Here is a 24,605-nt window from a genome sequence, read left to right as displayed (position 1 = left end):
GCGCACCCCCTCTCCGCCGCTCACCGGCCCCGCCCGCACCCCGCCCGACGGGGACCGCGGCGCGGGGCCTTCGTGATGCCAGGCCCTGCGTCGACGCCGGGCACTGCCCGCCCGCTCACTCCCGCAGCGGCATCCCGAGCACGTAGGCGGCCTGGGCGAGGTGCTGCACCGCGTCATCGACGATGCTCACCAGGCGGGCGCCGCGGGTGACCGGAGGATCCCACTGCTCGTCGACGATGTCGGCGAGATCCTCGACGGTGACCATCTCGAGATACCGCTCGAGCGCATCCAGCGAGGCGTCGACGTACTCGAGCAGGCCCGCGCCGTCATCGATGAGGATGCGGCGCGCCTCGGCAGAGGTGTGGCCATAGCCCACCGTGTCACCCACCGCTCCGAGCTCGAAGCGCGCGTCGAACCCGCGGGCCGTCCACACCTCGTCATCCCCGGCGAGCTCAGCGAGCTGCACGTCGATCTCGCGCCCCGTGTGCCAGAGCAGCCAGGCCACGGAGTTGTCGTGCCCGCCGGGGCGGGCGTTGAGGGAGGCGGGGTTCAGCTGGTCGCGCAGCGCCGCGGCGGAGGCGCGAGGGCGGGAGACCAGATCACGGAGGATGTCGAGGGCGTCCATGCCCGTGACGCTACCCCGACTCCGTTCAGTCGTCGACGATCACGCCTTCGACTCCGTTCAGTCGTCGACGATCACGCCTTCGGCCTGCTCGGGATGGCGCTGCAGCCAGCTCTCGAGGAAGGGGCAGATCACCAGCACCGGCAGTGAAGCGGCGCGCGCCTCGGCGAGGACGGTGCGCACCAGCACGGAGGCGACGCCCTCCCCGCGGTGCGCAGGGTCGGTGACGGTGTGGACCAGCTCGATCCGTCGGCGGGAGCGCTCGTAGATCATGATGCCGACGACCTCGCCGCCGCGCACCGCCTCGTACCGCTCCGCGACCGAGTTGTCGCGCACGGCGATCGCCTCCTCGGGACCGTGGACGTGGTCCTCGAGATCGATGGTCATCACCCAGACTCCTTCCGGCCGCTGACTCCACGGTACGGCAGGCGCACCTCCCTGTCAGCGGCCCGGGCCCGCTCGGGGACCGAGGAGCCACCAGGGAGTCGGGGCGCTCTCAGGGAGTCTGGGGCGTCGGCTCCGCGCGCAGCACACGCAGGTCGCCCTTGCCTGCTCTCGCCTCGACCTCGAGGGTGCGCTCGGCCTCCGAGGCACCGTCGGTGGGGGTCAGCCGGACGTCCCGATCCCCGAGACCGGTGGCCAGATCGAGGTGGGTCGCGGTGCCGGGCGCGACATGGAGGGTGATGTCGCCGAGGCCGCTGCGCACGGACAGATGCCCCGAGTGCGCGGAGCGCACCCGCACATCACCCACCCCGGTGGTGATCGAGGTGCGGCCGGCGCTCCGCTCGAGCACCACATCCCCCGTGCCGGTCGTCGCCGAGAGCGATCCCGTCGCGGGCCCGATGGTGATGTCGCCGGTGCCGGTGGTCAGCCGCGTGCTCGCCTCGCCGCCTCGCTCCACGGAGAGATCCCCGGCGCCCGTGCGGGCCTCGACCTGGTCGAGCACACCGTGGACGCGCACGTCGCCCGCACCGTCGTGCAGCACCACGCGCGAGCCCCGAGGGACCAGCACGGTGACGTCGAGCGCCCCGGCGAGCCCCTCGACACCGCGTCGTGCCGACCGCAGCCCGGTGGCCAGGCGGTCCGACCAGGAGGTGCCGCCGGACTCGTCCCCGAGACCGCGCAGCAGGTCCGCCATGGACCCACCGAACAGCTGGGCACTTTCGGAGGGGGCGTCGACGAAGAGCCGGTCGGCCTCGAAGCGGACTCCCATCCGCTCCACGAGCTCCCGCCCGGCCTCGCCGCGCGGACGCAGCTCGACCCTCACCGCGGTGCCGTGCTCGGCGCGCAGGACGACATCTCCGCGCAGGTTCTGGATGGTGGCATCGATGGGACCGGTGGCGGTGAACTCGTGGACGATCGGGCCCGGACCGTCGGCCGCCGAGGATGGGGCGGCCCAGGAACCCGGCGAAGCCGGGGACGAAGCCGGATGCGGGTGCGGGTGCGGGTGCGGGTGCTGATCGGTCATGGCGCTCTCCTGGAGGCTCAGAGGAACCAGCCGCTGGTGCGGCCGGCGCTGTGGGCGGACGATGCGGTGCGATCGGGCTGGTCCAGATGCGCGGTGAGAGCGCGCACAAGATAGGTGTTCAGGCTCAACGCCTCGGAGGCGGCCGCCTGCTCGAGGCGGGCCTTGAGCGGCTGGGGCGGGCGGAAGGTGACGCGGGAGGCCGGGGCGTCCGCCTCGGAATCCTCCTCCCCCGCAGGAGAGGGCGGCGGGGGAACCCCGGGGCCGGGAGGCATGCCGGGCCCCGGCGCCATACCGGGACGCGGGGGTGCCCCGGGTGCGGGTGGCCCACCCGGAGCAGGTGGGGCGCCGACGGAGGGTGCCGGTGGGACCACGTGCACGTCGAGCTCGCCACCGCGGAGGGAGAGGTCGACTCGACCCGGGGCGAGATCGGCGGAGACCTCTGCCGCGACCTGGCCGATGGCCTCCTGGAGGGCCAGGCGCAGAGCGGGCTCGAGGGAGATCGAGAGCAGCTCGGCCGCCCGACGGGTCGGCTCGTCGCCGACGGCCGCGGTGGCCGCGAGCTGCTCCTGGACGGAACGGGTGAGGGGCTTCAGATCCATGACTTCATTGTGACGCCACAGTGACGTCATGTCAAGCAATATCGACACCATATTGACGTCATGCTGGTGTCGCGTCGAGGCCGCACTGACGCCGTGCCCTGCTACTCCTCGTCCTCCGCCGTTGCGCCCTGCGGATCCGGGCCCTGCGGATCCGGGCCCTGCGGATCCGATCCCCCCGAATCCTGCTCCGCGAGATCCTGCCCCTGCTGGTCACGCACGACAGACTCCTGCAGCGCGTCGAGGCGGGCGACGTCCTCGTCCCGGCCGAGGCGGACCCATCCGGACCGCGCCCGGCGGGCGGCACGGCGGGCGCGCTCGGTCCTCCCCTGCTCGGCGAGCAGGTGGGCATGGCGATCCTCGAGGTAGGTGGCCCAGTACCGGGCACGGTCGTCGTGCCCCGGCGGCATCTCACCGATGGCCTCGAGCGCCTCGCGCCGGCGGCGCTCGTAGATCTCCTCCCCGACCCCGGCCGTCGTCTGCACAGCCTGTCCCGCGTGCAGAGCCTGTCCCGCGTGCTGCGCCTGTCCCGTGTGCTGGCCCCTCGTCGTCCGCGGGTCCCATCCGCCGCGGGCGAGCGCGGAGCCGACCGCGATGAACAGCCCCACCCGTGCGTCGACCCGGTGGTCCCAGAGCAGTTCGGGCGGCAGCAGCGGGCGTCCGCCGTCCGGCCGGGTGCGGCGCTCGACGGCGCGGGCCGCCACCAGCACGGACTCGGTGCGCCCCAGGTCCAGCGCCCGTCGCAGGGCGAGCGCATTGGCCTCGAGCTCGATGCGGATCAGCTCGCCCTGCGCGGAGACGGGGGTCGCGAGGTCATCGGCGAGCCAGCGAGCGTGGTCCGCCAGAGAGCGCAGCTCGCGCAGCGAGGCGGCACCGTCCCCCGTGCGCTCGTGGATGCTCGCCGCCAGCCGCGCCACCTCCAGCAGCGCCCGGCGGTCACGCTGCTCCCGGGCGATGGTCCGCGCCTTGTCGAGGGGAACCCACGCGGCGTCGTAGCGCTCCGCCTGGACCCGTTGGGCTGCGACGGCGAGCAGCGGGGCGATCCTCAGCGCCTCCCTGCCCAGGGTGCGCTGCAGGGAGGCGAGCCTGCCCGCGGCGAAGGAGGCATGGGAGGTGGCACCGGCGGCCATCAGGCCCTGCAGCAGGGCGGTGATCAGGCCGATCCGCAGCGGCGGATCCTCGATCTCGGGCATCGCCTCGAGAGCCGCCAGGGCGTGGTGGACGGCCACCGGCGGATGCTCGATGCAGAGGGTCCGGGCCAGCACGGCATGGGCGGCGGTGGCGAGGCGGGCGGGATCCCCGAGAGCTCCGTGCTCCGTCGCCTCCTGATGCTCGATGAGCTCGAGCACGTCCAGGGCGGCCGTGGTCGCCGCCGAGGTCTCGCCGGCGCCCTCGAGCGCCTGGGCGAGCCGGAGCCTCAGCTCACGCTCCGGATCGGTCAGCAGGCGGTCACGCACGGTCGGCAGCGCGCCGAGCGCCGCGCGCAGGCGGGCCGCATCCCGTCGCGGGTCGACGGGGGCCCCGCGGGGCCCGGGCAGGGCGGTGCGCTCGAGGGCGCGCACCACCACCAGCATCTCCGGGGAGGCCTGGGGGGCCTCCCCTCGTCGCCGTCCGCGAGGTGCCGGGGCGCCACCGCCTGCGGCCCGGGCCCTCTGCGCGGCCTGAGCTGTCTGCGCGGTCCGGGCGGTCGCGGTGATGTCCCGCTCGAACGGTCCGCGCTCGAGCACCACGGCCACCACGGCGGCGGCCTGCTCGGCGAAGCCGCTGCGGCGGAGCAGGGAGACCAGGTCTGCCGCATCGCGCTCGACCTGCTCGTCCTGACCGGAGAGCACCGCTCCGTGCAGGGCCGCGCGCAGCAGCGCCAGGCGCTCGGCGGGCGGGGCCGTCAGGGAGCGGAACTCCTCCGCGAGCGCCCGCGCGTCCCGGTAGCGCTCCGCGTGGACCAGGTCCCCGACCCGGTGCGCGGCGTCCAGGACCCCGACGGGGTGCGGCAACGGCAGCTCCGCAGGTCGCAGCGCGACCCGAAGGCGGTCCAGGTCCGGCAGGCCTGTTCCGTCCGCACCGGCACCCGGGGCCGGGAGCGAGGCGGCGCCGGAGGTCATCACAGACGAAACCTACCAAGCGCCCGCCATGCGGCCCACAGCCAGATGTTCTCCGTACAATGTCCGCGGCCCCCAGGGAATCCCGCACAGTGCGGGAGATCCCCGCCCTGCTCCGGAAGAAGAGGTGGAAGGTGCTCGTCGACCAGGCCGCCGTCCCCCCTGCCGCGTCTCCCGCTCCGGCGACCCCCGACCCGCACGCCTCGATCCCCACGACGGGACCGTACGCCGGGCACCTCCACTTCGACGCGAGCATCGCGCCGGTGCTGCGCACCGAGGTCGATGTCGCCGCCTACGTCCGACGGGGCACCTCCCGGCTCCCCGTCGACACCGCTGCGCTGTCGACCGAGGAGCCGCTGTCCCCGGACCTCCGCCTCGCCCTGGGGATGCTCCAGCGGCTCGAGGACTCGGCCCTCGCGGAGTCCCGGGCGATGCTCGCCACCGCCACCGGGAACGAGGCCAGGATCACCGCCTTCCTCGCCACCTGGCTGGTGGACCGCTTCTGGCAGTCCCGTGCCCTGCGAGATCTGCTCACCGGCGACCACTCCACCGAGCGGCCGCGCCCCCAGCATCGCCCCGGCGTGCGGCACACCCTGCGCCGGGTGCACGCCGATCGGGTGCAACCTCTGATCAGCCCGCTGTGGACGGGGCTGGCCGGTGAGGCGGTGGCGGCCGGGCACATGTCCCGGATGGCGATCCAGGAGGCGTCCCTGCAGTCCGCGCTGCGCGCTCTCTCGCGCCGCACCGGCGGGGAGACCCATCGGGTGCTCGAGGTGGTGATCGAGCGCCATCAGGCCTCGGTCGACTTCTTCTCCGCAGAGGCGATCGCGCGCCTGACCCGCTCACGCCGCGAGGCCCTCACCGCCCGGGTGCTGCTCGCGCTGGGCTCGCCGCTCGAGGGCGGCGGGATCCCCGACCCTGATCTGCGTCCCGCGCTGGCCGTCCTCGGAGCCGCCGCCGAGGATCGCGCGGCGCTCCGCCGCGCCCGGTACGAGATCACCCGACTGCTGCCCGGCCCGGCCCTCCCGGACCCCCATCTCGGCTCCCTGCCCCAGATCGGAGCGTGACATGGCCTTCGACCTGGACCAGTTCGCCCAGACCTCCGTCCCCGTGAAGCACGAGGACCTCGACTTCGACCTCTTCGAGACCCAGCCCCTGGATGCCCAGACGCTGCGCTCGCTGCGCTACATGTGCGACGTCGAGTACCACACCTCCTGCTTCCTGCGGGATCTGCTGGTCACCCCCTCCCATCGCGAGGAGGAGGCCGGCGGCTTCATGACCATGTGGAATCGTGAGGAGTTCTGGCACGGGGAGGCGCTGGCGCTGGTGCTCGCCCGGCACGGGATCGTCGTGGACTACGACGAGATCAAGGCCAAGCGGGTCAAGCTCGGGTGGACCGGCGCGCTCGGTCCGCTGAAGCAGTCGGTGCTCACGAACCTCGCCGGCACCGACTTCGTCGCCGTGCACATGGTGTGGGGCGCGGCCAACGAGCTCTCGGCCGTGGCCGCCTATCGTCGGCTCTCCGCGATGACGGACCATCCGGTGCTGTCCCCGCTTCTGCAGCGGATCGCCCAGCAGGAGACCCGCCACGTCGCCTTCTACACCACCCAGGGCCGGGAGCGGCTGCTGGCCTCGGAGACGGCGCAGAAGGTGGTGCGGCTGGTCATGTCCCGGGTGTGGAAGCCCGTGGGCAGCGGGATGATGGACGAGTCCGAGGTCGTGCACGTGATGCACCATCTGTTCGCCGGGGAGTCCTCCGAGCTGGACAAGCTCGACAAGCGGGTCCAGAAGCTGCCCGGACTGGACGGGCTGACCGTCTTCCGCAACGCCTTCGCCCGCCTCGGAATCCCTGCCTGACCTGCATATTCTTTCTTAAGATCCCTCTCATCCGCGCCTCATCGCGCGCTCATCCCGCAGGAGTTCACTGCTTCTCGTACGGCACGGACCACCTCGGTCCCGCCACGGAACGAACTCTTCGAGGAGCACCCGATGACGATCCTGAACCACGAGCCCTCCGGCACCACCGCGACGATCCCGGTCGTGCAGCCCGCCCCGGGGGCCGACCGGGCCCCCGAGAGCGTGCGCACCCGCATCGAGAAGGCCAAGCACGCCTTCTCCACCCGTGACGTCGGGGCGTTCCTGCGCCGTGCCGAGACCGTCGACCTGATCACCGGGGACCACGCCCCGCAGGCCGGTGAGGTGGTGCTGGCCCGCGTGACATCGATCGGCCAGCACAAGCGTCTCGAGAGCCCCGTCTCCCGCCGCCAGATCCTGTTCGTGGGTGACGAGATCGTGGTCGCCTACGGCAGCCGTTATGCCGCCGACCAGTTCCTCGCCGAGCTCCCCGCGGACCTCGGCCCGGCGCACCTCGCCGCCGCCGGCGGTCTCGCCTCCCGCGTCGTCGACCAGCACGCCGGGATCAGCTCCGCCACCGAGATCGAGCCGGTCGGCGTGCTCCGCGACGCGCACGGGCCGATCACCCTCGCCCGCGCCGCCGCCCACTCGGTGGTCCGCGGCCTCGCCTCGCGCCCCGAGCGTCCGGCCCACCAGGTGCCCGTCATCGCGGTGCTCGGCACCTCCATGAACTCCGGCAAGTCCACCGTGCTCGCCGAGCTCGCCCACGGCCTGACCGCCGCGGGGCTGCGGGTCGCCGCCGCCAAGACCACCGGCACCGGGGCGGGCAACGACTACAACCTCTTCCTCGACGCCGGCGCCGAGCGGGTCCTGGACTTCACCGACTTCGGCTACTCCTCGACCTTCCAGGTCGAGTTCGACGAGGTCCGCGACCTGTTCCTGTCGATGGCCGACGAGCTGGCCGGCGGCGCCGGCGCCCGCCCCGACGTGGTGCTGCTGGAGATCGCCGACGGCGTCTACCAGGGAGAGACCACCCGCCTGCTGGCCGATGAGGAGTTCGGCCGTGTGGTGGACCGGGTCGTCTTCTCCGCCGGGGACGCCCTCGGCGCCGTGGGCGGGGTCGGGGCGCTGGGTGCTCTGGGCCGTGCCCCCGCCTTCGTCTCCGGCGTGGTGACCAGCTCGCCGCTGGCCACAGCGGAGGCCCGCCGTGCCCTGGAGGTGCCGGTCGTCCCCACCTTCGACCTCGGCCGCGCCGAGGTGGCGCGGGAGCTGGTCGCCGACCTGCTCGAGAGGACCCCTGCCGATGCGGCGTGACCGCGAACCGGTCCAGCTCGCCAACGGGCTGCTGAAGCACGCCCCGCCCCTGCCCCCGCTGCTGCGGGGCCGGCGGCGGAGCTGGCTCGCCGTGCTCGTGCTGCTGGGGCTGGGGCAGGCGGCGCTCGGCGCGCTCTCGGCATGGGCCCTGGTCAAGCTCCAGGACGCGCCCACCGGGGCCTCCGAGCTGCTGCTGCGCGCCCTGGCGCTGCTGCTGCTCTCCGCCCTCGCGATCGGCGCCCTGGCGGTGCACGAAAGGGTGGTCTCCGAGAAGCTCGGTCAGGACTACGTCCACCAGCTGCGCCTCGCCCTGCTCGGCGATGCCCTCACCCCGGGGCACACCACCTCGCTGGGCGTGACCGTCGCCCGCACCACCAACGACCTCTCGGGGGTGCGCAACTGGATCTCCCAGGGGATCGCGCCGCTCACGGTGGCGGTCCCCCTGATCGGGGGCAGCCTCACCACCCTCGCCGTGCTCCATCCCTACCTCGCCGTGGCCATGGCCGCACCGCTGGTGATCCTCGGCGCGTGCCTGCTGGTGTGGGCGCGCACGGCGCTGATCAAGACCCGCCAGATGCGCCGCACCCGCGGCCGTCTCGCCTCCCGCATCGCCGACACCGTCACCGCATCCGACGGGATCCTCGCCTCGGGCGGGACCAAGCGCGAGCTGCGCGGCATCCGCGATGCCTCCGGGAACCTGGTCGAGATCGCCGTGGATCGTGCCGAGACCGTCGGCACCATCCGCGCCGGCGGGATCGTCGCCTCCACCCTGACCACCCTGATGGTCGCCGCGACGGGGACCTACCTGGGGCTCGCTCCCGGGATCACGATGGCGGCGATGGCGGTGGCCGGGATCGCGTCGACCCCCGTGCTGGGGATCGGCCGGATCGTCGAGTACCGCCAGACCTACCGCTCCGCCCGCATGGTGCTGGGCCCGGCCCTGGCCGGGGCCGAGCAGCGCCGTGCCCGTGCCAAGGCCCGTCGCCGCATCTCCGCCCGCGTCGAGGCCCCGGACCTCGGGGACGACGGATCGATACTCGCCCACCTCGAGCTGCCGGGGCTGACCGCCCCGGGCGATGCGGTGCGCGGCCGTCCCGGCGACCGGGTGCGGCTGGTCTCCGAGGACCCTCGGGCCCCGCAGGAGTTCATCCGACGGGTCTTCGAGCTCGCACCGGGACCGGACTCCGCTCAGCCGGACTCCCTGTGGGTCAACGGGGAGAACCTCCGGGACGTCTCCTCGAAGCGCGGCCGCGTGCTCGCGGGCCTCGCCACCGCGGGCTCCGTGTTCGAGCAGGGCACGGTCTCCCGTGCGCTGCACTATCGCCGACCGGATCTCGACGCCGCCTACGACCAGGAGATGCTGGACCGGGTGGGCCTGGACGTCTCGGCGCTGCCCCGCGGTGCCCGCACCACGCTGCGGCGTGGCGGCGAGCCGCTGAGCCGCTCGGACCGGGCCCGTCTGGCCCTGGCCCGCGCCCTGTACGGCAACCCTCCCCTGCTGGTCGTGGATGGCCTGGAGGGCGACCTCGACGACTCGGGCCGACGCATGCTCGAACGCGTCCTGGCCGAGTACAGCGGCACCGTGGTGATGGTGGCCTCGGACGACCTGTCCCGACGGCTCGGCGCCCAGGTGCACAGGCTGGCCGCCCTGGAGGAGGCCGGAGATCCGGTCACCATCGGCGCCGGGACCAGCGAGCGGTCTCGGGAGCGGGACCTCGACGACGACGCGTGAGCACCAGCGCCCGGCCGCCCCTGGAGGACGGCCAGGCGCTGCCTTCTGCGGAGTCCGGAAGGGGTTCGCCGGGCGCTGCGGCCTGGGCCGGGCCACCCGATTCCGGTCGCCTCTGAGGCGCAGAGCGCGGAGACGGCTCTCCGACCCCACGGCGCCCCCTCCATGCCGGACCGATGGCACGGCGGAGGGGCGGGGCGATGCGGCGGGGCGATGAGGCGGCCGGTGCCGCCGTGAGCGGCCGGCGGTCAGCTGGCGAGGCGCCGCTCAGTCGTCATCGTCATCGTCATCGTCATCGTCATCGTCGTCGTCGTCGTCGTCATCGCACTCGAGGTCGCCGTCGTCCCATTCGCAGACGCCCGATGGGCGCGGCGGGGTGCTCCCGCCGCTCTTGGAGGAGCTGCCGCCGGACGATCCTCCGGAGCTGCCGGACGAGCTGCCGCCGGAGCTGCCGGACGAGCCGCCCGATGAGCGTGACTGCTCAGCGGGGGCAGGGGCGGGCTTCGGCGCCGGCGGGGGCTCGGGCGAGGCCTCGGGCTCCATCGCCCCGACCCCGGTGTCGGTGTGGGCGCCGCGCACCGGCTGCTCGGAGGCACTGGGGGCGGGAAGGGCGACGGCCTCCCCCGAGCTCGAGCTCTCGCCCGGGTCCGTGGCACCCGGGTCCCCGTCGGACGCACCGCCCCCGGGCACGCTGCTCCTGGAGGCTCCGCTCCCGCCGGCGGGCATCTCACCCACGCTGATCCCGGGTCGCGCCTGCGGGGTCTCGTCCGCCGAGGGCAGCACGGCGAGGCCGATCGCGGCGAGCGCGACGGCCAGGATGATCCCGAGAGTGCGAAGGGTCTTCATGCGGGCAATCATCCCCGACCGCGATGAGATGCCCGTGAACGCGTCATGAGAGGACTCTCATCCGCACGCAGACCTACGCCGTGACCTGCGCCATCAGGGTTCAGTCCGCGGGGGCGACGAGCTTGTACCCGGCTCCTCGCACGGTGACCAGACGAGGCGCTCCGAGCTTGCCTCGCAGGTACCCCACGTACACGTCGACCACGTTCGAGGCCCCGTCGTAGTCATACCCCCACACCTTGGACAGCAGCAGATCCCGGGTGAGCACCTGCTGGGGGTTCTCCAGGAACACCCGCGCCATGGTGAACTCGCGCGAGGACAGCTCCACTGAGCGGGTCTGCCCGTCGGCCGTGCAGGTCGCGATGCGGGTGCGGAGGTCCAGCGAGAGATCGCCCAGCTCCAGCACATCCGAGCTGACCGTCCCGGCCCCGGCCGTGGCCTCGCGGGCGCGGAGCTTCACCCGGGCCAACAGCTCCTCGAAGCGGAAGGGCTTGGCGATGTAGTCGTTCGCCCCGCCCTCGAGCCCCTGCACGGTGTCGTCCACTCCGGTGCGGGCGGTGACCATGAGGATCGGGATCTGGACGTCCATCGCGCGCAGCGCCTTGAGCACCTGGAAGCCGTCCATGCGCGGGAGCCCCACGTCCAGGATCAGCAGATCGAAGTCGCCGCTGGAAGCGAGGTCCAGCGCGGAGACGCCGTCCTCCACCACGGTGGAGGCGAAGCCGTTGGCTTTCAGCCCGCGCTCCATGAACCGGGCGATGCGGGCTTCGTCCTCGGCGATGAGGATCCTCATCCGTCACTCCTCCTGCGGGCTGTGGGGGCATCGGCGACGGGGGCGCTCCCCCGGCTCCCAGTATCACGTGCCGGGCCCGCCTCGGGGGGCGCCGTCCTCGTGGCGGGCGCTGACGTGCCGTGGGATGTGCCGTGGGGAGTGCCTGCCGGATCGCTCGCGGAACGGTCCGCGAACTGCGGGAACGCGATCGTGAAGGTCGACCCTCGTCCGGGCGCCGACAGCAGCCGCACCACGCCGCCGTGCCCCTCGGCGATCGCCAGCACGATCGGCAGACCCAGCCCGGAACCCGATCCCCGAGAGCCGTCGACCCGGGTGAAGCGCTCGAAGATCCGGCGCTGGTCCTCCACTCCGATGCCGATGCCCTCGTCCTGCACGGTGACGTGGATCTCGGGGCCCTGCGCGCCGAGCACCCGGTCCACCCCGAAGCGGATCCGGCTGCCCTCGTCGCTGTAGCGGACGGCGTTCGCGGCCAGCTGCACGACCGCCTGGGCCAGACGCTGCGCGTCGGCGTCGGCGACCACGTCCACCGTGCGCTCCAGGATCCACTCCCGCTCGGCGATGTGCTCGATCCGCGCGAAGGCGGAGCGGGCGAAGGAGTCGAGGTCCAGCGGCGTCGGGCGGACGTAGTCGGGGCGCTTCGAGGCGGCCAGCTCGGAGAGGTCGCCGACCACGCGGCCCATCCGCTCGAGCTCCTCGAGCGCGATCTCATGCGACTCCCGCACATCCGCGGCATCCTCGAGATCGGTGGTCTCCAGGGTGCCGCGCACGATCGTCAGCGGGGTGCGCAGCTCGTGGCCGACGTCGCTCATGAACCGCCGCTGCTCGGCGAATCCGGCCTGGATACGGCCCAGCATGCGGTTGAAGTTCTGCGCGAGAGCACCGATGTCGTCCCGCTGGGCGGGAACCGGCACCCGGTACTCGAGGTCGTCGACGGTGATCTGCTCGGTAGCCGAGCGCAGGTCCTCCAACGGCCTCAGCAGACGACCGGTGACCACATAGCCCACCCAGCCGGCGATCAGCAGCGTGACCACCGAGAGCCCGGCGAAGGTCAGGACGCTCTGCCACAGGCTGCGGCGCTGGGCCCCGATGTCGTTGGCGACGACGAAGATGCCCTGTGAGCTGTCGCCCGAGGCTTCCACCGAGGAGATCAGCACCTGCAGATCCCGGCCGTGCGCCTGCATCGAGATGATCACGGTCCTGCCGGGCTGGTGGGCGGCGAGGAGCTGCTGCTCGACGCGCTCCGACTCCGCGGTGACCTGAGCAGCCTCCTCGGTGATCTGCGCGGCCTCCTCGGGGGTCGCATCCTCGGGCGGCCGCGGCGACTCCGGCAGCAGGGCGAAATCCTGCTGGCGCGGCTGGTAGCGCGGCTCGCCGTCGAGGAAGGTGATCACCGATTCGTAATCGGAGGGGGCCGCCGAGTCGGTGGCGTTGACGAGCACGCTGTCGACGGTGGTGTGGACGAGGTCGCCGTCACCATCGGTACTGGTGGCGATCAGCTCGAGCTCCTCGTACTCCTGCCACAGCTCCCCGTTGATCCGCTGCTCGAGAGCGCGGAACTGGGCGGCGTAGGTGAGCACCCCGGTGACCGCCAGGCCCGCCGCCATGAAGGCCAGCATCGTGGTCAGCACGCTGAGGCGCACCGTCCGTCCGCGAGTCCAGGTGCCGCGAAGGCGGTCGCGGAGGGGGTCTCTGGACATGAGCCACATGGTAGGCGACGGGTGGGGATCGGGTCGGAGGGGGACCGGGTCCGTGCCGTTCGCTATGGACCCGGTGCGGGTTCGGAACTAGATTGGTGCATATGGGACATACTGGACATCCGTCACGCCGGGACATCGATCACTCATGACCGGACGCACCGTCCTGGTCGCCCACCCCGGCACCGGGCTGTACGGCGCGGATCGCATGCTCCTGGAGAGCGTCCACGGACTGCGGAGCGCCGACGTCCGCGTGGTCGTCGCGCTCCCTTCGATCGGACCTCTTGTCGCAGAGCTCCTCCGCCTCGGGGCAGAGGTCGAGATCGTCCGGACCTTGGCCCTGAGCGCGCGACTGCTGCGCCCTCGCGCCTGGCCGACAGCGGCGAGCGTCTCCGTCCTGGGGATCGTCCGCATCTGGAGACTGCTGGGACGTCTCCGTCCCGACACCGTCTACGTCTCGACCTCCGGGGTGCCCCAGTGGCCGCTCATCGCGCGTGCACGGGGCATCCGCTCGATCAGCCACATCCATGAGGCTCCCCGGAGCGACGGACGCCGCGTGAACCGGCTGCGTCTGCTCCCTCACCTAGCCTCCCACCGGACCCTCGTGAACAGCCAGTACACGCTCGAGACGATCCGGAGGGCGCTGCCCTCCCTCGCCCGTCGCGCCGAGATCGTGCCCAACGGGGTCGTCTCGCCCGAGCACCCGCCGCTCCCCCGGGAGCCCCTGGAGTCCCCGCTGCGGGTGCTCTACATGGGCCGCTTCTCCCCCCGCAAGGGTCCTGACCTCGCCCTGGAGGCGGCGACCCTGCTCCAGCTGGAGGGGCACCAGGTGCAGCTGACCATGCTCGGCGAGCCTGCGGAGGGGTTCGAATGGTTCGACCGTCAGCTGCGCGAGCAGGCGTGCGCAGGAGATCTGGAGGTCGAGTTCGCAGGCTTCCAGCAGGACGTCTGGCCGTTCCTCGCCGACGTCGACGTCCTCCTCGCACCGTCGCGGTTCGACGAGGCCTTCGGGAACTCGGCGGTCGAGGCCGTGCTGGCCCTCCGGCCGGTCATCGCGAGCGACACCAGCGGGCTGCGGGAAGCGGTCGGCGACTACCGATCGGTGCACCTGGTGCCCGTGGGGGACGCACGGGCGCTCGCGAACTCCCTCCTCGCCGTCAGCCGCTCCTGGTCCACCACCGTGCGATCGCTGGCGTCGAGCCGGGCGGAAGCACTGCGACGCCACGACCCCGGGACGTATCGCTCCACGATCGTCCGCGCCTGCGGAGTCGACACCAGCGGGCCCCATGGGTCTCGCGGCCCGTGAGACAGAGGCCCGCCACGGCGGGTGAGGCTCGTCAGGGAAGCACGCGGACCGCGGGCCTCAGCCCCGGCCCAGCCGCCGCTTCACGATCCCGACGAGGCCTCCGCGTTCCCGCAGGGAACGACGCGAGTCGCCCCTCCGCTCCGGCGCCGGGCCGCCGCCGGTCACGCCGGCGCGGTCCATCACTCCGCCGGTCCTGCCGGCGCGGTCCGAACCGTCGGCGGCGGTTCGCCCGGCCCCGTCGGCTGCAGGTTCCTGCGCCCGCCGCTGCGCCGTCTCGCGGCGTCGCTTCTCGGCCTCGGCCTGCTCGCGGCGCTCGCGCAGCTCGGCGAGCCGGGTCTCCTCCCGCACCCGCTTCCGCTCCCCCGGGCCCTCGGCGATGCGGTAGAGCACCGGCACGATCACCAGGGTCAGCAGGGTGGAGGAGATGAGACCGCCGATCACCACGACGGCGAGCGGCTGGGCGATGAAGCCGCCGTTGCCGGTGATGCCCAGAGCCATCGGGATCAGCGCGAAGATGGTCGCCGCGGCCGTCATGAGGATCGGGCGCAGTCGCTTGGCGGAGCCCAGGTGCAGGGCCTCGTCGAGCGTCATCCCCGCACGGCGGTACTGGTTGACCAGGTCGATGAGCACGATCGCGTTGGTGACCACGATGCCCACCAGCATCAGCAGGCCGATCATCGAGGGCAGTCCCAGCGGCACCCCGGTGATCACCAGCAGGCCCAGCGCGCCGGTGGCCGCGAAGGGGATCGACACCAGCAGGATCAGCGGCTGGATCAGCGACTTGAAGATCCACACCAGCAGCACGTACACCAGCAGGATCGCGGCGAGCATGGCGATGCCGAGCTGGCCGAAGGTCTCGTCGATGTCCGCGGCGGTGCCGCCGAGGGTCGCCTCGACGCCCTCGGGCAGGTCCGCGTCCTCGATCGCGGCGAGCGCCGCATCGGTCGCGACGCCCACGTCCTCGCCCGCGGGGGTGAGGGAGACCGTGACGGTCTCCAGGGAGTCCTGGGTGGAGATCGAGGGGCGGGAGAGCTCCTCCTCCACGGTCGCGACGTCCGTCAGCGGGATCGACCCCATCAGCTCCAGGTCCTGCAGCTGGTCGAAGGTGTCCACGCTGTCGTCGCCGGAGACGTAGATGTCCAGCTCGGAGTCGTCGAGGGTGATGGTCCCGATCGCGCCGGGGAACATCTGCTGGGCGACCATGCCGATGACCGCCTCCTCGGTGAGCCCGAGCTCGGCGGCGGCCTGACGGTCCACCGTGACGACTGCCGTGGGCTGGTCGGCCTCCAGGTCGGTGCCCACCTCGGACACGCCCTCCGGGAGCGGATCCAGCTCGGCCAGGAGCGCATCGCTGGCGGCCTGACGGTCCTCGGTCGTGGGTCCGGTGATGAGGATGTCCACGGAGCTGGAGCCGGTGGGCGAGGCGAGGTCCGCGGCCTCGATGGTGCCGGGCTCGGGCTGCTGCTCGAGGGCCTGGACCATGGTGTCCAGCAGGGCTTCCTGGTCGGCGTCGGGATCGGTGGTGATCGAGAAGCTGACCTCGTTCTCCGCGCCGCCGCCCATCGCGAACCCGCCGCCGCCGATGGTGGTCTGGACGGTCTCGACGCCGTCGATCTCCATCAGCGCCTCCTCGCTCTCGGCGGCCTTGTCCGAGGACTGCTCGAGGCTGGTGCCGGCGGGCAGGGTCTGGGTGAGGGAGGCGATGTTCTGGCCGGTGTCGCCCAGGAAGCTGATGTTCATCAGCGGGATCAGGAACACAGTGCCCACGAGCACCAGGATCGAGGCCCCGACGGTCAGCAGGCGGCGCGGCAGGGTGTCCAGCACCAGGTGCAGCAGCGGCGCGTACAGCCGGTGCAGCCAGCTGCGCTCCTCCTTCGCCTCGGACTCCTCACGGAGCGCGGTGACCTGCGCGGCGTCCTCGGGATCGACGTCCTCGTGGCCCTTGGGCACCCTGAGGAACCAGTAGGCGAGCACCGGCACGATCGTCAGCGCGACCAGCAGCGAGGACAGCATCGCGATGCCGACGGTGAGGGCGAAGGGCCGGAACAGCTCCCCGGCCATGCCCGCCACCACGGCGATCGGCAGGAACACCACCACGGTCGCGAGGGTCGAGGCGGTGATGGCGCCGGCGACCTCGCGGACACCGTCGAGGATCGCTCGGCGTTTGGTCTTGCCGTAGGCGAGGTGGCGGGTGATGTTCTCGATGACCACGATCGAGTCATCGACCACGCGGCCGATGGAGATGGTCAGCGCCGCCAGGGTGAGCATGTTCAGCGTGTAGCCGGTGACGAACATGCCGATGAAGGCGATCAGCAGCGAGGTGGGGATCGAGATCGCGGTGACCACCGTGGGCCGCACCCGGCGCAGGAACAGCAGGATCACGCCGACGGCGAAGAGCAGGCCCAGCAGGCCCTCCTCGGCGAGCGCCAGGATCGACTCCTCGATGAAGGGCGCCTGGTCGAAGACGACGGCCGCCTCCGCGTCGCCGCCCACCCCGGGCAGGGTGTCGGCGAGGACACCTTCGACGCCGTCGGAGATGTCCACGACGTTGCCGTCGACCGTGGCGGTCACCATCAGCACCAGCGACTCGCGCCCGTCGGTGCGGGAGATCGAGGTGGCATCCTGCTCGGTGCGCTCGACGGTGGCGACCTCGGAGAGGGTGATCGGCTCCGCGGGCTGCTGCGGCTGGGCATCGGGCAGCGGCTGACCGTCGGGGCCGAGCTGCTCCTCCTGCTCGCCGCCCTGCTGTGCGCCATCGGCCGGCATCAGCACGATGTCCTCGAGGCTCTCGATGCTGTCGACGTCCTGGCCGAGCACCACGTCCAGCGTGCGGTCCCCGTCCACCACGGAGCCGCCGGGCAGGGAGAGGCCGCTCGCGTCCAGCGCGGTGGTGATGTCGTCCTCGGTGAGGCCGGCCTCCTCCAGTGCGTCCTGGTCGGGGGTGATCCGCACGATCTCCTCCGGGGCGCCGATCACGGCGACCGAGGAGACCCCGCCCACGCGCTCGATCTCGGGCGTCACCGAGGCCTCCAGGCGGGAGGCGAGGTCCGCGGGGTCCAGATCGGAGGACACCGACAGCACCACGGCCGGGAGATCGCTCGTCCCGCCGGAGATGACCTGCGGGTCGGCGTCCTCGGGAAGCTGGTCCTCGATGCGGGTGAGCGCGGCGTCGACCTGGTTGGAGGACCGGGCGATGTCGGTGCCGTAGGTCAGCTCGACGGTGACCATCGACATCCCGGCCTGCGAGCTGGAGGAGGTGCCCTCGACGTTCTCGAGCCCGCTGAGGGACTGCTCGACGGGCGAGGTGATCCGGTCCCGGACCTGCTCGGAGGAGGATCCGGGGGCGGTGGTCATCACCTGGATCTGCGGTAGGGAGACCGAGGGGATGAGCTCCTGGCGCATCGTGGTCATGACGAACACGCCGATGATCGATACCGCGATGCACACCAGTGCGATGAAGGACCTGTTGTTCAGGCTCAGCGTGGCCAGGCGGTTCATCCTGCTCCTCAGGGATCGTGCGCGGCCGACGGGGCGCGTGCGCAACGGGTGGACGGGTGGCGGTACGGCCCCTCACCCTGCCCTGCGGCCCAGGCGTCGAGTCCTCCGACGGAACTGTCTCACGCGAGCCTGGGACGACGGATCCGACGAACGTCGGGGGCGAGGTCGCACAATGGAGGGGTGCCCTCCCCCTCCTCCTCCCGTGCCCTCCCAGGGACCTGTCGCTCAGGTCACCACCGATGACGGCATCCCCTGACGTCCCGCGGGAGGAGAGCGCCCGGCGGACCGTCGACCGAGACATCCTGCGCCTGGCGATCCCCAGCCTCGGGGCGCTGATCGCCGAACCGCTGTTCCTGCTCACCGACTCGGCGTTCATCGCCCGCGTCTCCACCACCTCGCTGGCCGGGCTGGGACTCGCTGCGACGGTGCTCACCACCATCGTGGGCCTGGCGATCTTCCTGGCCTACTCCACGACCGCGGCGGTCGCCCGCTCCTTCGGCGCCGGTCGCACCCGGGAGGCGATCTCCCGCGGGGTCGACGCCTGCTGGCTCGCGCTGGTCGTCGGCGGGCTGTCGACCGTGCTGCTGCTGGTGGCGGGCGAGCCGCTGCTGAGGGCCTTCGGCCCGTCCCCGGAGGTGCTCGACCAGGCGCTGATCTACCTGCGCCTCAGCGCCTTCGGACTTCCCGCGATGCTCGCCGTGCAGGCCGCGACCGGACTGGTGCGCGGCCTGCAGGACGCGACCCTGCCGCTGGTGGTGGCCGTGGGCGGGGCGCTGCTGAACATCCCGCTGAACGCCCTGCTGATCTTCGGCCTCGATCTGGGGATCGCGGGCTCCGCGATCGGCACCGTCCTCAGCCAGTGGGCGATGGTGGCGGTGCTGCTCGGCGTGATCATCCGCCGCGCCCGACGCGAGGGCATCTCCCTCACCCCGCAGCCGTCGAGCCTGGTGGCCGTGGGCCGCGACGCGGTGCCGATGTTCGTGCGCACGCTCGGGCTGCGGGTGGTGGTGATCGCCGCGACGGTGGTTGCCACCCGGCTGGGGGACGTGCAGCTCGCCGCCCACCAGCTGGCCATCACCGTGTTCACCGCGCTGTCCCTGGCGCTGGACTCCCTGGCGATCGCCGGCCAGGCCCTCACCGGCCGGTATCTGGGCGCCTCGGACCCCGCCACCGTCCGGGCGGTGACCCGGCGCCTGATGACCTGGGGCGTGGGCGGCGGCGCGGTGGTCTCGGTGCTGCTGCTGGGGGCGAGCTACGTGATCCCGGAGCTGTTCACCCCGGACGTCGCGGTGCAGGAGAACCTGCGCGCCGCGCTGTGGGTGCTGGTGATCACCCAGCCGATCGCCGGGTACGTGTTCGTGCTGGACGGGGTGCTGATGGGCGCGGGCGACGCCCCCTACCTGGCGAAGGCCGGTGCGATCATCGCGATCGCGATCCTGCCCGGCGCGGTGCTGGTGGGGTGGTGGGCGCCGGCCGGCCCGCTGGGCCTCGCGATGCTGTGGCTGGCCTGCACCTTCCTGTTCATGGTGCTGCGGGCGCTCAGCCTGGGCCTGCGCGTGCGCACCGACGCCTGGATGCGCCTGGGCGACTAGGGCGAGACCCGACCTGCCGGACCGGGCCGGACCAGCGGGCCCGGCAGCGGGCCGGCGGGGGCGGCAGCGGACCAGCGGGGTCGGGACCGGGCCGGCTCAGGCTCCCTGGACCGCGGCGCGGGAGACGACGAACGCCTGAACCGCCGCTTCGACGTCCTGCTCGGTGTGGGCGGCCGAGAGCTGCACCCGGATCCGGGCCTTCCCCTGCGGGACCACCGGGTACGAGAACGCGGTGACGTACACGCCCTGCTCGAGCATCACGTCGGCGACCTTCGCGGCCAGGGCGGCATCGCCGAACATCACGGGCACGATGGCGTGCTCGCCGGGCAGCAGCTCGAAGCCCTCCTCCCCCATCCGCCGGCGGAACAGCTCGGCATTGCGGAAGAGCGCGGCGCGCAGCTCGGCGCTGCCCTCGACGAGCTCGAGCGCGGTGAGGGTCGCGGCGACGATCGCGGGGGCCAGCGAGTTGGAGAACAGGTAGGGGCGGCCCTTCTGGCGCAGCATCGCCACGATCTCGCGTCGGCCGGAGACGTAGCCGCCGCTCGCGCCGCCGAGCGCCTTGCCGAACGTGCCGGTGTAGATGTCCACGCGGTCCGAGACCCCGAAGTGCTCGGGGGTGCCGGCGCCGGTCGCGCCCATGAAGCCCACGGCGTGGGAGTCGTCGACCATCACCAGTGCGCCGAACTCCTCGGCGAGGTCGCAGATCCCCTCCAGCGGGGCGAGGTAGCCGTCCATGGAGAAGACGCCGTCGGTGACGATGATCGTGCGGCGGGCGCCCTGCCCGTCACGGAGCGCGGCGGCGGCCTCGAGCTGGGTGCGCAGGTCCTCGAGGTCGGCGTTGCGGTAGCGGAAGCGGGCGGCCTTGGACAGGCGGATGCCGTCGATGAGGGAGGCGTGGTTCAGCGCATCGGAGATGATCGCGTCCTCCTTCCCGAACAGCGGCTCGAAGACGGCGCCGTTGGCGTCGAAGCAGGAGGAGAACAGGATCGTCTCCTCGGTGCCGAGGAACTCGGAGACGGCCTGCTCGAGCTGCAGATGGAGGTCCTGGGTGCCGCAGATGAAGCGCACCGAGGCCATGCCGAAGCCGCGCTCGTCCAGGGCGCGCTTCGCGCTGGCGATGATCTCGGGATGGTCGGCGAGCCCGAGGTAGTTGTTGGCGCAGAAGTTCAGCACCTCGGCGCCGGCGCGGCCGACGGGACCGGCGGTGATGCGGTTGCTCTGCGCGGTGGAGATGACGCGTTCGTGCTTGAAGGTGCCGGCCTGTTCGATCTCGGTGAGCTCGGCGGTCAGCTGGTCCTTGAGGTCGGTGTACATCGGGGGTCCTTCCGGGGTGGGTCTGAGGGAGGGGACGCGGCGGGTGCGGCGGGGAGGGTCGGCAGCGCCAGGTGCGGCGGTGAGAAAGGGCGGGCGGGTGCCGCGGTGAGAAGGGGCGGGGCGGGCGGAATCCGGTGGGGCAGGAGCCGGTCAGCCGTCCAGGGAGCTCCAGTCCAGCACGACCTTGCCGGCGGTGCCGGCCTTCGCGATCTCGAAGCCGCGCTCCCAGTCGGTCGCCGGGAGCACGTCGGTGATGGTGCGGGTGATCGCCGTGCGCAGCGGCTCGGAGGTGCTGAGCATCGCGGACATCGCGTTCCAGGTCTCGTACATCTCGCGGCCGTAGATGCCCTGCAGGGTGAGCATGCGGGTGACGACCATGGTCCAGTCGATCTCGAACTGCTGGGAGGGCAGGCCCAGCAGGGAGATCTTCCCGCCGTGGTTCATGTTCTCGATCATCTCCTGCAGCGCCCTGGCCTGGCCCGAGATCTCCAGACCGACGTCGAAGCCCTCGCGCATCCCCAGGCTGCGCTGGGCATCGCGCACCTTCTGGCTGGCCACGTCGAGCACGACGTCCGCGCCGCAGTCCTCGGCCATGGCGAGGCGCTCGGGCGAGATGTCGGTGATGGTGATGTAGCGGGCCCCGGCGTGCCGGGCGACCGCGGCGGCCATCTGCCCGATGGGGCCCGCGCCGGTGATCAGCACGTCCTCGCCCACCACCGGGAACTTCAGGGCGGTGTGCACGGCGTTGCCGAGCGGGTCGAAGACGGCGCCGAGCTCAGGGCTGATCAGCTCCTCGCCGCCGTCGTGCTCGTGCACCCACACGTTCTGGTGGGGCAGGGTCACGTACTCCGCGAAGGCACCGTCGCGCTGCACGCCGACGGAGCGGGTGCGGATGCACATCTGCCGGCGCCCGGCGCGGCAGTTGCGGCAGGTCCCGCACACCACGTGGCCCTCACCGGAGATCCGGTCGCCCACGCGCACGTCGGTCACCTCTGCGCCGACCTCGACGACCTCGCCGTAGAACTCGTGGCCAGGGGTGAAGGGGACCGTGTCGCACATGGCCTCGGCGGAGGCGTCCCAGCCCAGGATGTGCAGATCGGTGCCGCAGATCCCAGCGCGCAGCACCCGCACCTTCACGTCCCAGTCGCCGCAGCCGGGCTCCTCGACGGTCGTCCATTCCAGCCCGGCTCCGGGCGCGACCTTGCGCAGTGCGCGCATCAGACCTCCTCGTCCGTGCTCCTCCTCGGAGCGCTGTGCTCCCGGGCCGACGGAGGATGCGGGGGTGGGCATCGCGGGGGCTCGGGACGGCGGATCCGGGTGGGATCCGCCCCGACGAGGATACGGGGCGCGCTCGGGCGCGGGCACACGCTGCGAGGTCCCAGGGGCTGCGCCGCCGCGGCCGCCTGGCTCAGCGCCGCCACAGCTCCCGCGGGTCGCGTCCGGCTCGGAAGCCGAGCGCCTCGACCATGGCGACCGCTTCGGGGAAGTTCGCCGCGAGGGCGAGCGGGGTGTGGGAGTCGCTGCCGAAGCTCACGGCACGTCCGCCCTCCTCCGCCCACCACTGCGGGATCCAGGGGCGCAGGCGACGGGTGTTGATCTCCAGGGCGCGGCCGCTGCCCGCGATCGCGCGCATCGCTCCGCGCAGCTCCTCCTCGAAGGGGCGGGGGTCGAAGGGGCCTTCGACCTCCTCCGGCCAGTAGCGCACCGCGTAGTCGAGGTGGGTGACGACCTCGTGAGGGCCGTCGCCCGCGACCTGTGCGGGGACCTCGGCGAGGTAGCGGCGCAGGACCTCGTCGGCCGGGAGCCGACGGAACAGCGTGGTCGGCTCGGCGCGCCGGTCACCGAAGGGCACGGTGTGGAGCGAGCCGATGATGCGGTCGAAGGCGTCGAGGTCGAGCTGTGCGCGGGCGGCGTCGGTGCGCAGGCCGGGCTGGCCGAACTCGAGCCCCGTGCCGATGCGCAGCTGCGGAAAGGCCGTGCGGCAGCTCTCGACGCTCTCGAAGTAGCCGTCGACGTCGAAGCGGGGCACGGCGACCACGCCGTCCTCCCCCACCAGATGCCGTTCGTGGTCGCCGAAGTCCTCAGGGTCGGTGAACCAGGCGTCCTCGAGGTCGAGGTGCTCGGTGAAGAACAGAGCCGGCAGCCCGATCGCGACGGCCCGTTCGCAGGTCGCCCGCATCGTGCCGCGGGCGGCGCTGTCGGGCCCGCCCGTGTCCCAGGAGAACTCGCTGTGGACATGGCTGTCGGCAGGGAGCGCGGTCATGGCAGAAGCGTCGCACAGGCCCGCCCCCGGCGCCCGGACGGTCGCTCAGCGGACGCGAGCTCGGGGCTCCGGGTGATCGGCTCGCCCGCCCGCGACCGCTCAGAACCCCTGCAGACCCTCACTGATCTCGCCGAGGGCCGGCTTGGGAGTGCCGTCGAATTTCAGGATTCCGTAGGTCCCCTCACCCGTGTCGGTGCCATCGTCGCGCAGCTGGTAGAAGAAGAGCACCGGGATGAGCGAGTCGGCGTAGAGATCGACGTACATCGCGTACGCCTCCGCCTGCTGCGCCTCGGTCCAGCACTGCGAACAGGTCTGCAGACCGATCTCGCCCAGCATCACCTCCTTGCCGTACCGCTCGCCGAGCCGATCGATCCGCTGCGGCAGCTCACGAGCCTCTTGCTCGGACAGCTCGGGATACGCATCTACGGTGAGGACATCGAGATGAGGGGCCAGGACATCGAGGCTCTCCACCCACCGCCTCTCCATCGCATCGTTCAGGGGATAGCCGTAGAGGTTGGTCGTGATCGTCACCTCCGGATCGGCGCGCTCGAACTCCTGATGCGCCGCACCCAGCGCGCGCGCCAGAGTGCGCAGGTACTCGGGGCGCTGCCCGGAAGGAACCGTGTCGAGTGTCCGGAAGTGCGCCCCATCGGGCTCGTTGAACACCTGCCACACATCCACGTGCTCGACGAGAGGCTCGGCGACACCGGCCCAGTACTGGCGCATGTTGCGCAGGAACTCGTCCTCGTCGGCTGCGGGATTGTCGTAGATGTCCGCGACGATCATGCAGACCTTCAGGCCGCGCTCTCGGGCACGGGCAGCTCCCCGCGCGATCCGGTCGAGCATCAGGCGGTCCAGCACCACCGCCCCTGCGGCGAAGCCCCATTCCTCGACGACCGTGTCCGCGACGACGGGGATCCTGATCCAGGACATGCCCAGTTCGAGCTGCGTCGTCAGGTCGGCTTCGAACTGCTCGTCAGTGCTGTGGGACGGCCCGGCCATCGTGATGCCGAACTCGGTGGGACCATCGAATGACCCCGCCGCCCAGACACCGGGCCCGTCGGCGAGCTCGCCTGGCGCGTCGACGAGGCCGGAGGACCCGTCGGCAGCACGGACCGGCGCCGCGGGTTCGACGGCTCCGTCGGAGCCGGCAGAGTCTGCGCATGCCGAGACCCCGGCGGCCATCGCCCCGGCACCCAGTGCCGCGAGCACGCGACGTCGCGGTGTCAGAATCTCTCGGGCTACCACAGGACCTCCTCTGACGTTCCGCAGAACTCGGTGTCGGCGGCCTGCCGCCCCTGCATGCAGGAGCAGCCCGGATTGCAGGACTCGTACGGCCAGCCGCCGAACTGACCCCTGCCGCACTCGGAGCGCTCACGCAGCTCCGCGTGAGCGCGACGCAGCACCCCGTCCCGCCCGATTAAAGGCACGGGACAGGCCATCGGCAGCTCTTCTGTACAGACGGAGACGACGGCCCGCACGGCGGACTCCTCCAGACGCAACGACCATCGACCCTCACCTGCTCCACGCCGCTCATCTCTTCCCCTCCGGTCATCCACGCCATGCGAGATCGCCTTACGGGCATTCGCTCGCCGCTCGGGCATCACCCCGACCTGTGCA

The 24,605-nt window shown here is 72.3% G+C and carries 19 protein-coding genes; 6 read left to right on the top strand and 13 right to left on the bottom strand.

Annotated features, from left to right (window positions below; translation table 11 throughout):
* Positions 1-115: 115 nt before the first annotated feature.
* The 5 genes from VF289_RS00625 to VF289_RS00605 form a co-directional block, all read right to left on the bottom strand.
* Entirely contained in the window at positions 116-625 is a 510-nt protein-coding gene (locus VF289_RS00625) for a mycothiol transferase (RefSeq protein ID WP_330880053.1), read from the bottom strand.
* A gap of 57 nt (positions 626-682) precedes the next feature.
* Positions 683-1,009, bottom strand: coding sequence for a GNAT family N-acetyltransferase (locus tag VF289_RS00620; protein WP_330880050.1), 327 nt, complete (start codon positions 1,007-1,009; stop codon positions 683-685).
* 109 nt (positions 1,010-1,118) lie between these two features.
* Positions 1,119-2,090 (bottom strand): DUF4097 family beta strand repeat-containing protein, encoded by a 972-nt coding sequence (locus VF289_RS00615; RefSeq protein ID WP_330880048.1) that lies wholly within the window; start codon positions 2,088-2,090, stop codon positions 1,119-1,121.
* 17 nt (positions 2,091-2,107) lie between these two features.
* Complete coding sequence (locus tag VF289_RS00610; protein WP_330880046.1) at positions 2,108-2,689, bottom strand: histidine kinase; 582 nt, start codon at positions 2,687-2,689, stop codon at positions 2,108-2,110.
* 101 nt (positions 2,690-2,790) lie between these two features.
* Entirely contained in the window at positions 2,791-4,788 is a 1,998-nt protein-coding gene (locus VF289_RS00605; protein WP_330880044.1) for a hypothetical protein, read from the bottom strand.
* Positions 4,789-4,847: 59 nt separating this feature from the next.
* Here VF289_RS00605 and VF289_RS00600 point away from each other — a divergent pair, with 59 nt between their 5' ends.
* From VF289_RS00600 to VF289_RS00585, 4 genes are all read left to right on the top strand, one after another.
* On the top strand, positions 4,848-5,852 hold the full coding sequence (locus VF289_RS00600; RefSeq protein WP_330880042.1) for a hypothetical protein: 1,005 nt from the start codon (positions 4,848-4,850) through the stop codon (positions 5,850-5,852).
* A gap of 1 nt (position 5,853) precedes the next feature.
* Positions 5,854-6,642, top strand: a complete 789-nt coding sequence (locus VF289_RS00595; RefSeq protein WP_330880040.1) for a ferritin-like domain-containing protein — start codon at positions 5,854-5,856, stop codon at positions 6,640-6,642.
* A gap of 132 nt (positions 6,643-6,774) precedes the next feature.
* Positions 6,775-7,953 (top strand): DUF1611 domain-containing protein, encoded by a 1,179-nt coding sequence (locus tag VF289_RS00590; protein WP_330880038.1) that lies wholly within the window; start codon positions 6,775-6,777, stop codon positions 7,951-7,953.
* Complete coding sequence (locus tag VF289_RS00585) at positions 7,943-9,685, top strand: ABC transporter ATP-binding protein (protein ID WP_330880036.1); 1,743 nt, start codon at positions 7,943-7,945, stop codon at positions 9,683-9,685. Before VF289_RS00590 ends, VF289_RS00585 begins: the two co-directional genes overlap by 11 nt.
* Positions 9,686-9,949: 264 nt before the next feature.
* Here VF289_RS00585 and VF289_RS00580 read toward each other — a convergent pair whose 3' ends face one another.
* From VF289_RS00580 to VF289_RS00570, 3 genes are all read right to left on the bottom strand, one after another.
* On the bottom strand, positions 9,950-10,528 hold the full coding sequence (locus VF289_RS00580) for a hypothetical protein (RefSeq protein ID WP_330880034.1): 579 nt from the start codon (positions 10,526-10,528) through the stop codon (positions 9,950-9,952).
* A gap of 100 nt (positions 10,529-10,628) precedes the next feature.
* Entirely contained in the window at positions 10,629-11,318 is a 690-nt protein-coding gene (locus VF289_RS00575; protein WP_330880032.1) for a response regulator transcription factor, read from the bottom strand.
* Positions 11,315-13,015: a sensor histidine kinase gene (locus tag VF289_RS00570; protein WP_330880030.1), complete on the bottom strand. Its 1,701-nt coding sequence runs from the start codon at positions 13,013-13,015 to the stop codon at positions 11,315-11,317. The genes VF289_RS00575 and VF289_RS00570 overlap by 4 nt, the downstream gene beginning before the upstream one ends.
* Positions 13,016-13,160: 145 nt before the next feature.
* Here VF289_RS00570 and VF289_RS00565 point away from each other — a divergent pair, with 145 nt between their 5' ends.
* Positions 13,161-14,318, top strand: a complete 1,158-nt coding sequence (locus VF289_RS00565; RefSeq protein WP_330880028.1) for a glycosyltransferase — start codon at positions 13,161-13,163, stop codon at positions 14,316-14,318.
* 57 nt (positions 14,319-14,375) lie between these two features.
* On the opposite strand, the gene VF289_RS00560 is transcribed toward VF289_RS00565, so the two are convergent.
* Positions 14,376-17,816: an efflux RND transporter permease subunit gene (locus tag VF289_RS00560; protein ID WP_330880026.1), complete on the bottom strand. Its 3,441-nt coding sequence runs from the start codon at positions 17,814-17,816 to the stop codon at positions 14,376-14,378.
* Between the two features lie 239 nt (positions 17,817-18,055).
* Here VF289_RS00560 and VF289_RS00555 point away from each other — a divergent pair, with 239 nt between their 5' ends.
* Complete coding sequence (locus VF289_RS00555) at positions 18,056-19,408, top strand: MATE family efflux transporter (RefSeq protein WP_330880024.1); 1,353 nt, start codon at positions 18,056-18,058, stop codon at positions 19,406-19,408.
* Positions 19,409-19,504: 96 nt separating this feature from the next.
* On the opposite strand, the gene VF289_RS00550 is transcribed toward VF289_RS00555, so the two are convergent.
* From VF289_RS00550 to VF289_RS00535, 4 genes are all read right to left on the bottom strand, one after another.
* Entirely contained in the window at positions 19,505-20,722 is a 1,218-nt protein-coding gene (locus tag VF289_RS00550) for a glycine C-acetyltransferase (protein WP_330880022.1), read from the bottom strand.
* Between the two features lie 150 nt (positions 20,723-20,872).
* A complete protein-coding gene (tdh, locus tag VF289_RS00545) occupies positions 20,873-21,940 on the bottom strand; it encodes an L-threonine 3-dehydrogenase (RefSeq protein WP_330880021.1) in 1,068 nt (355 codons plus the stop codon).
* A gap of 190 nt (positions 21,941-22,130) precedes the next feature.
* Positions 22,131-22,985 (bottom strand): PHP domain-containing protein, encoded by an 855-nt coding sequence (locus tag VF289_RS00540; protein WP_330880019.1) that lies wholly within the window; start codon positions 22,983-22,985, stop codon positions 22,131-22,133.
* A gap of 99 nt (positions 22,986-23,084) precedes the next feature.
* Complete coding sequence (locus VF289_RS00535; RefSeq protein ID WP_330880017.1) at positions 23,085-24,233, bottom strand: hypothetical protein; 1,149 nt, start codon at positions 24,231-24,233, stop codon at positions 23,085-23,087.
* Positions 24,234-24,605 lie beyond the last annotated feature (372 nt).

This window comes from Brachybacterium sp. (assembly GCF_036379615.1).
In the GTDB taxonomy this organism is placed as follows: Bacteria; Actinomycetota; Actinomycetes; order Actinomycetales; family Dermabacteraceae; genus Brachybacterium.
This window is presented reverse-complemented; position numbering and strand designations above follow the sequence as displayed.

Bases quoted from the DNA above. Each gene is read 5' to 3' on its own strand.
- VF289_RS00625 (WP_330880053.1), bottom strand. From the start codon at position 625: ATGGACGCCCTCGACATCCTCCGTGATCTGGTCTCCCGCCCTCGCGCC.
- VF289_RS00620 (WP_330880050.1), bottom strand. From the start codon at position 1,009: ATGACCATCGATCTCGAGGACCACGTCCACGGTCCCGAGGAGGCGATC.
- VF289_RS00615 (WP_330880048.1), bottom strand. From the start codon at position 2,090: ATGACCGATCAGCACCCGCACCCGCACCCGCACCCGCATCCGGCTTCG.
- VF289_RS00610 (WP_330880046.1), bottom strand. From the start codon at position 2,689: ATGGATCTGAAGCCCCTCACCCGTTCCGTCCAGGAGCAGCTCGCGGCC.
- VF289_RS00605 (WP_330880044.1), bottom strand. From the start codon at position 4,788: ATGACCTCCGGCGCCGCCTCGCTCCCGGCCCCGGGTGCCGGTGCGGAC.
- VF289_RS00600 (WP_330880042.1), top strand. From the start codon at position 4,848: ATGTCCGCGGCCCCCAGGGAATCCCGCACAGTGCGGGAGATCCCCGCC.
- VF289_RS00595 (WP_330880040.1), top strand. From the start codon at position 5,854: ATGGCCTTCGACCTGGACCAGTTCGCCCAGACCTCCGTCCCCGTGAAG.
- VF289_RS00590 (WP_330880038.1), top strand. From the start codon at position 6,775: ATGACGATCCTGAACCACGAGCCCTCCGGCACCACCGCGACGATCCCG.
- VF289_RS00585 (WP_330880036.1), top strand. From the start codon at position 7,943: ATGCGGCGTGACCGCGAACCGGTCCAGCTCGCCAACGGGCTGCTGAAG.
- VF289_RS00580 (WP_330880034.1), bottom strand. From the start codon at position 10,528: ATGAAGACCCTTCGCACTCTCGGGATCATCCTGGCCGTCGCGCTCGCC.
- VF289_RS00575 (WP_330880032.1), bottom strand. From the start codon at position 11,318: ATGAGGATCCTCATCGCCGAGGACGAAGCCCGCATCGCCCGGTTCATG.
- VF289_RS00570 (WP_330880030.1), bottom strand. From the start codon at position 13,015: ATGTCCAGAGACCCCCTCCGCGACCGCCTTCGCGGCACCTGGACTCGC.
- VF289_RS00565 (WP_330880028.1), top strand. From the start codon at position 13,161: ATGACCGGACGCACCGTCCTGGTCGCCCACCCCGGCACCGGGCTGTAC.
- VF289_RS00560 (WP_330880026.1), bottom strand. From the start codon at position 17,816: ATGAACCGCCTGGCCACGCTGAGCCTGAACAACAGGTCCTTCATCGCA.
- VF289_RS00555 (WP_330880024.1), top strand. From the start codon at position 18,056: ATGACGGCATCCCCTGACGTCCCGCGGGAGGAGAGCGCCCGGCGGACC.
- VF289_RS00550 (WP_330880022.1), bottom strand. From the start codon at position 20,722: ATGTACACCGACCTCAAGGACCAGCTGACCGCCGAGCTCACCGAGATC.
- tdh (WP_330880021.1), bottom strand. From the start codon at position 21,940: ATGCGCGCACTGCGCAAGGTCGCGCCCGGAGCCGGGCTGGAATGGACG.
- VF289_RS00540 (WP_330880019.1), bottom strand. From the start codon at position 22,985: ATGACCGCGCTCCCTGCCGACAGCCATGTCCACAGCGAGTTCTCCTGG.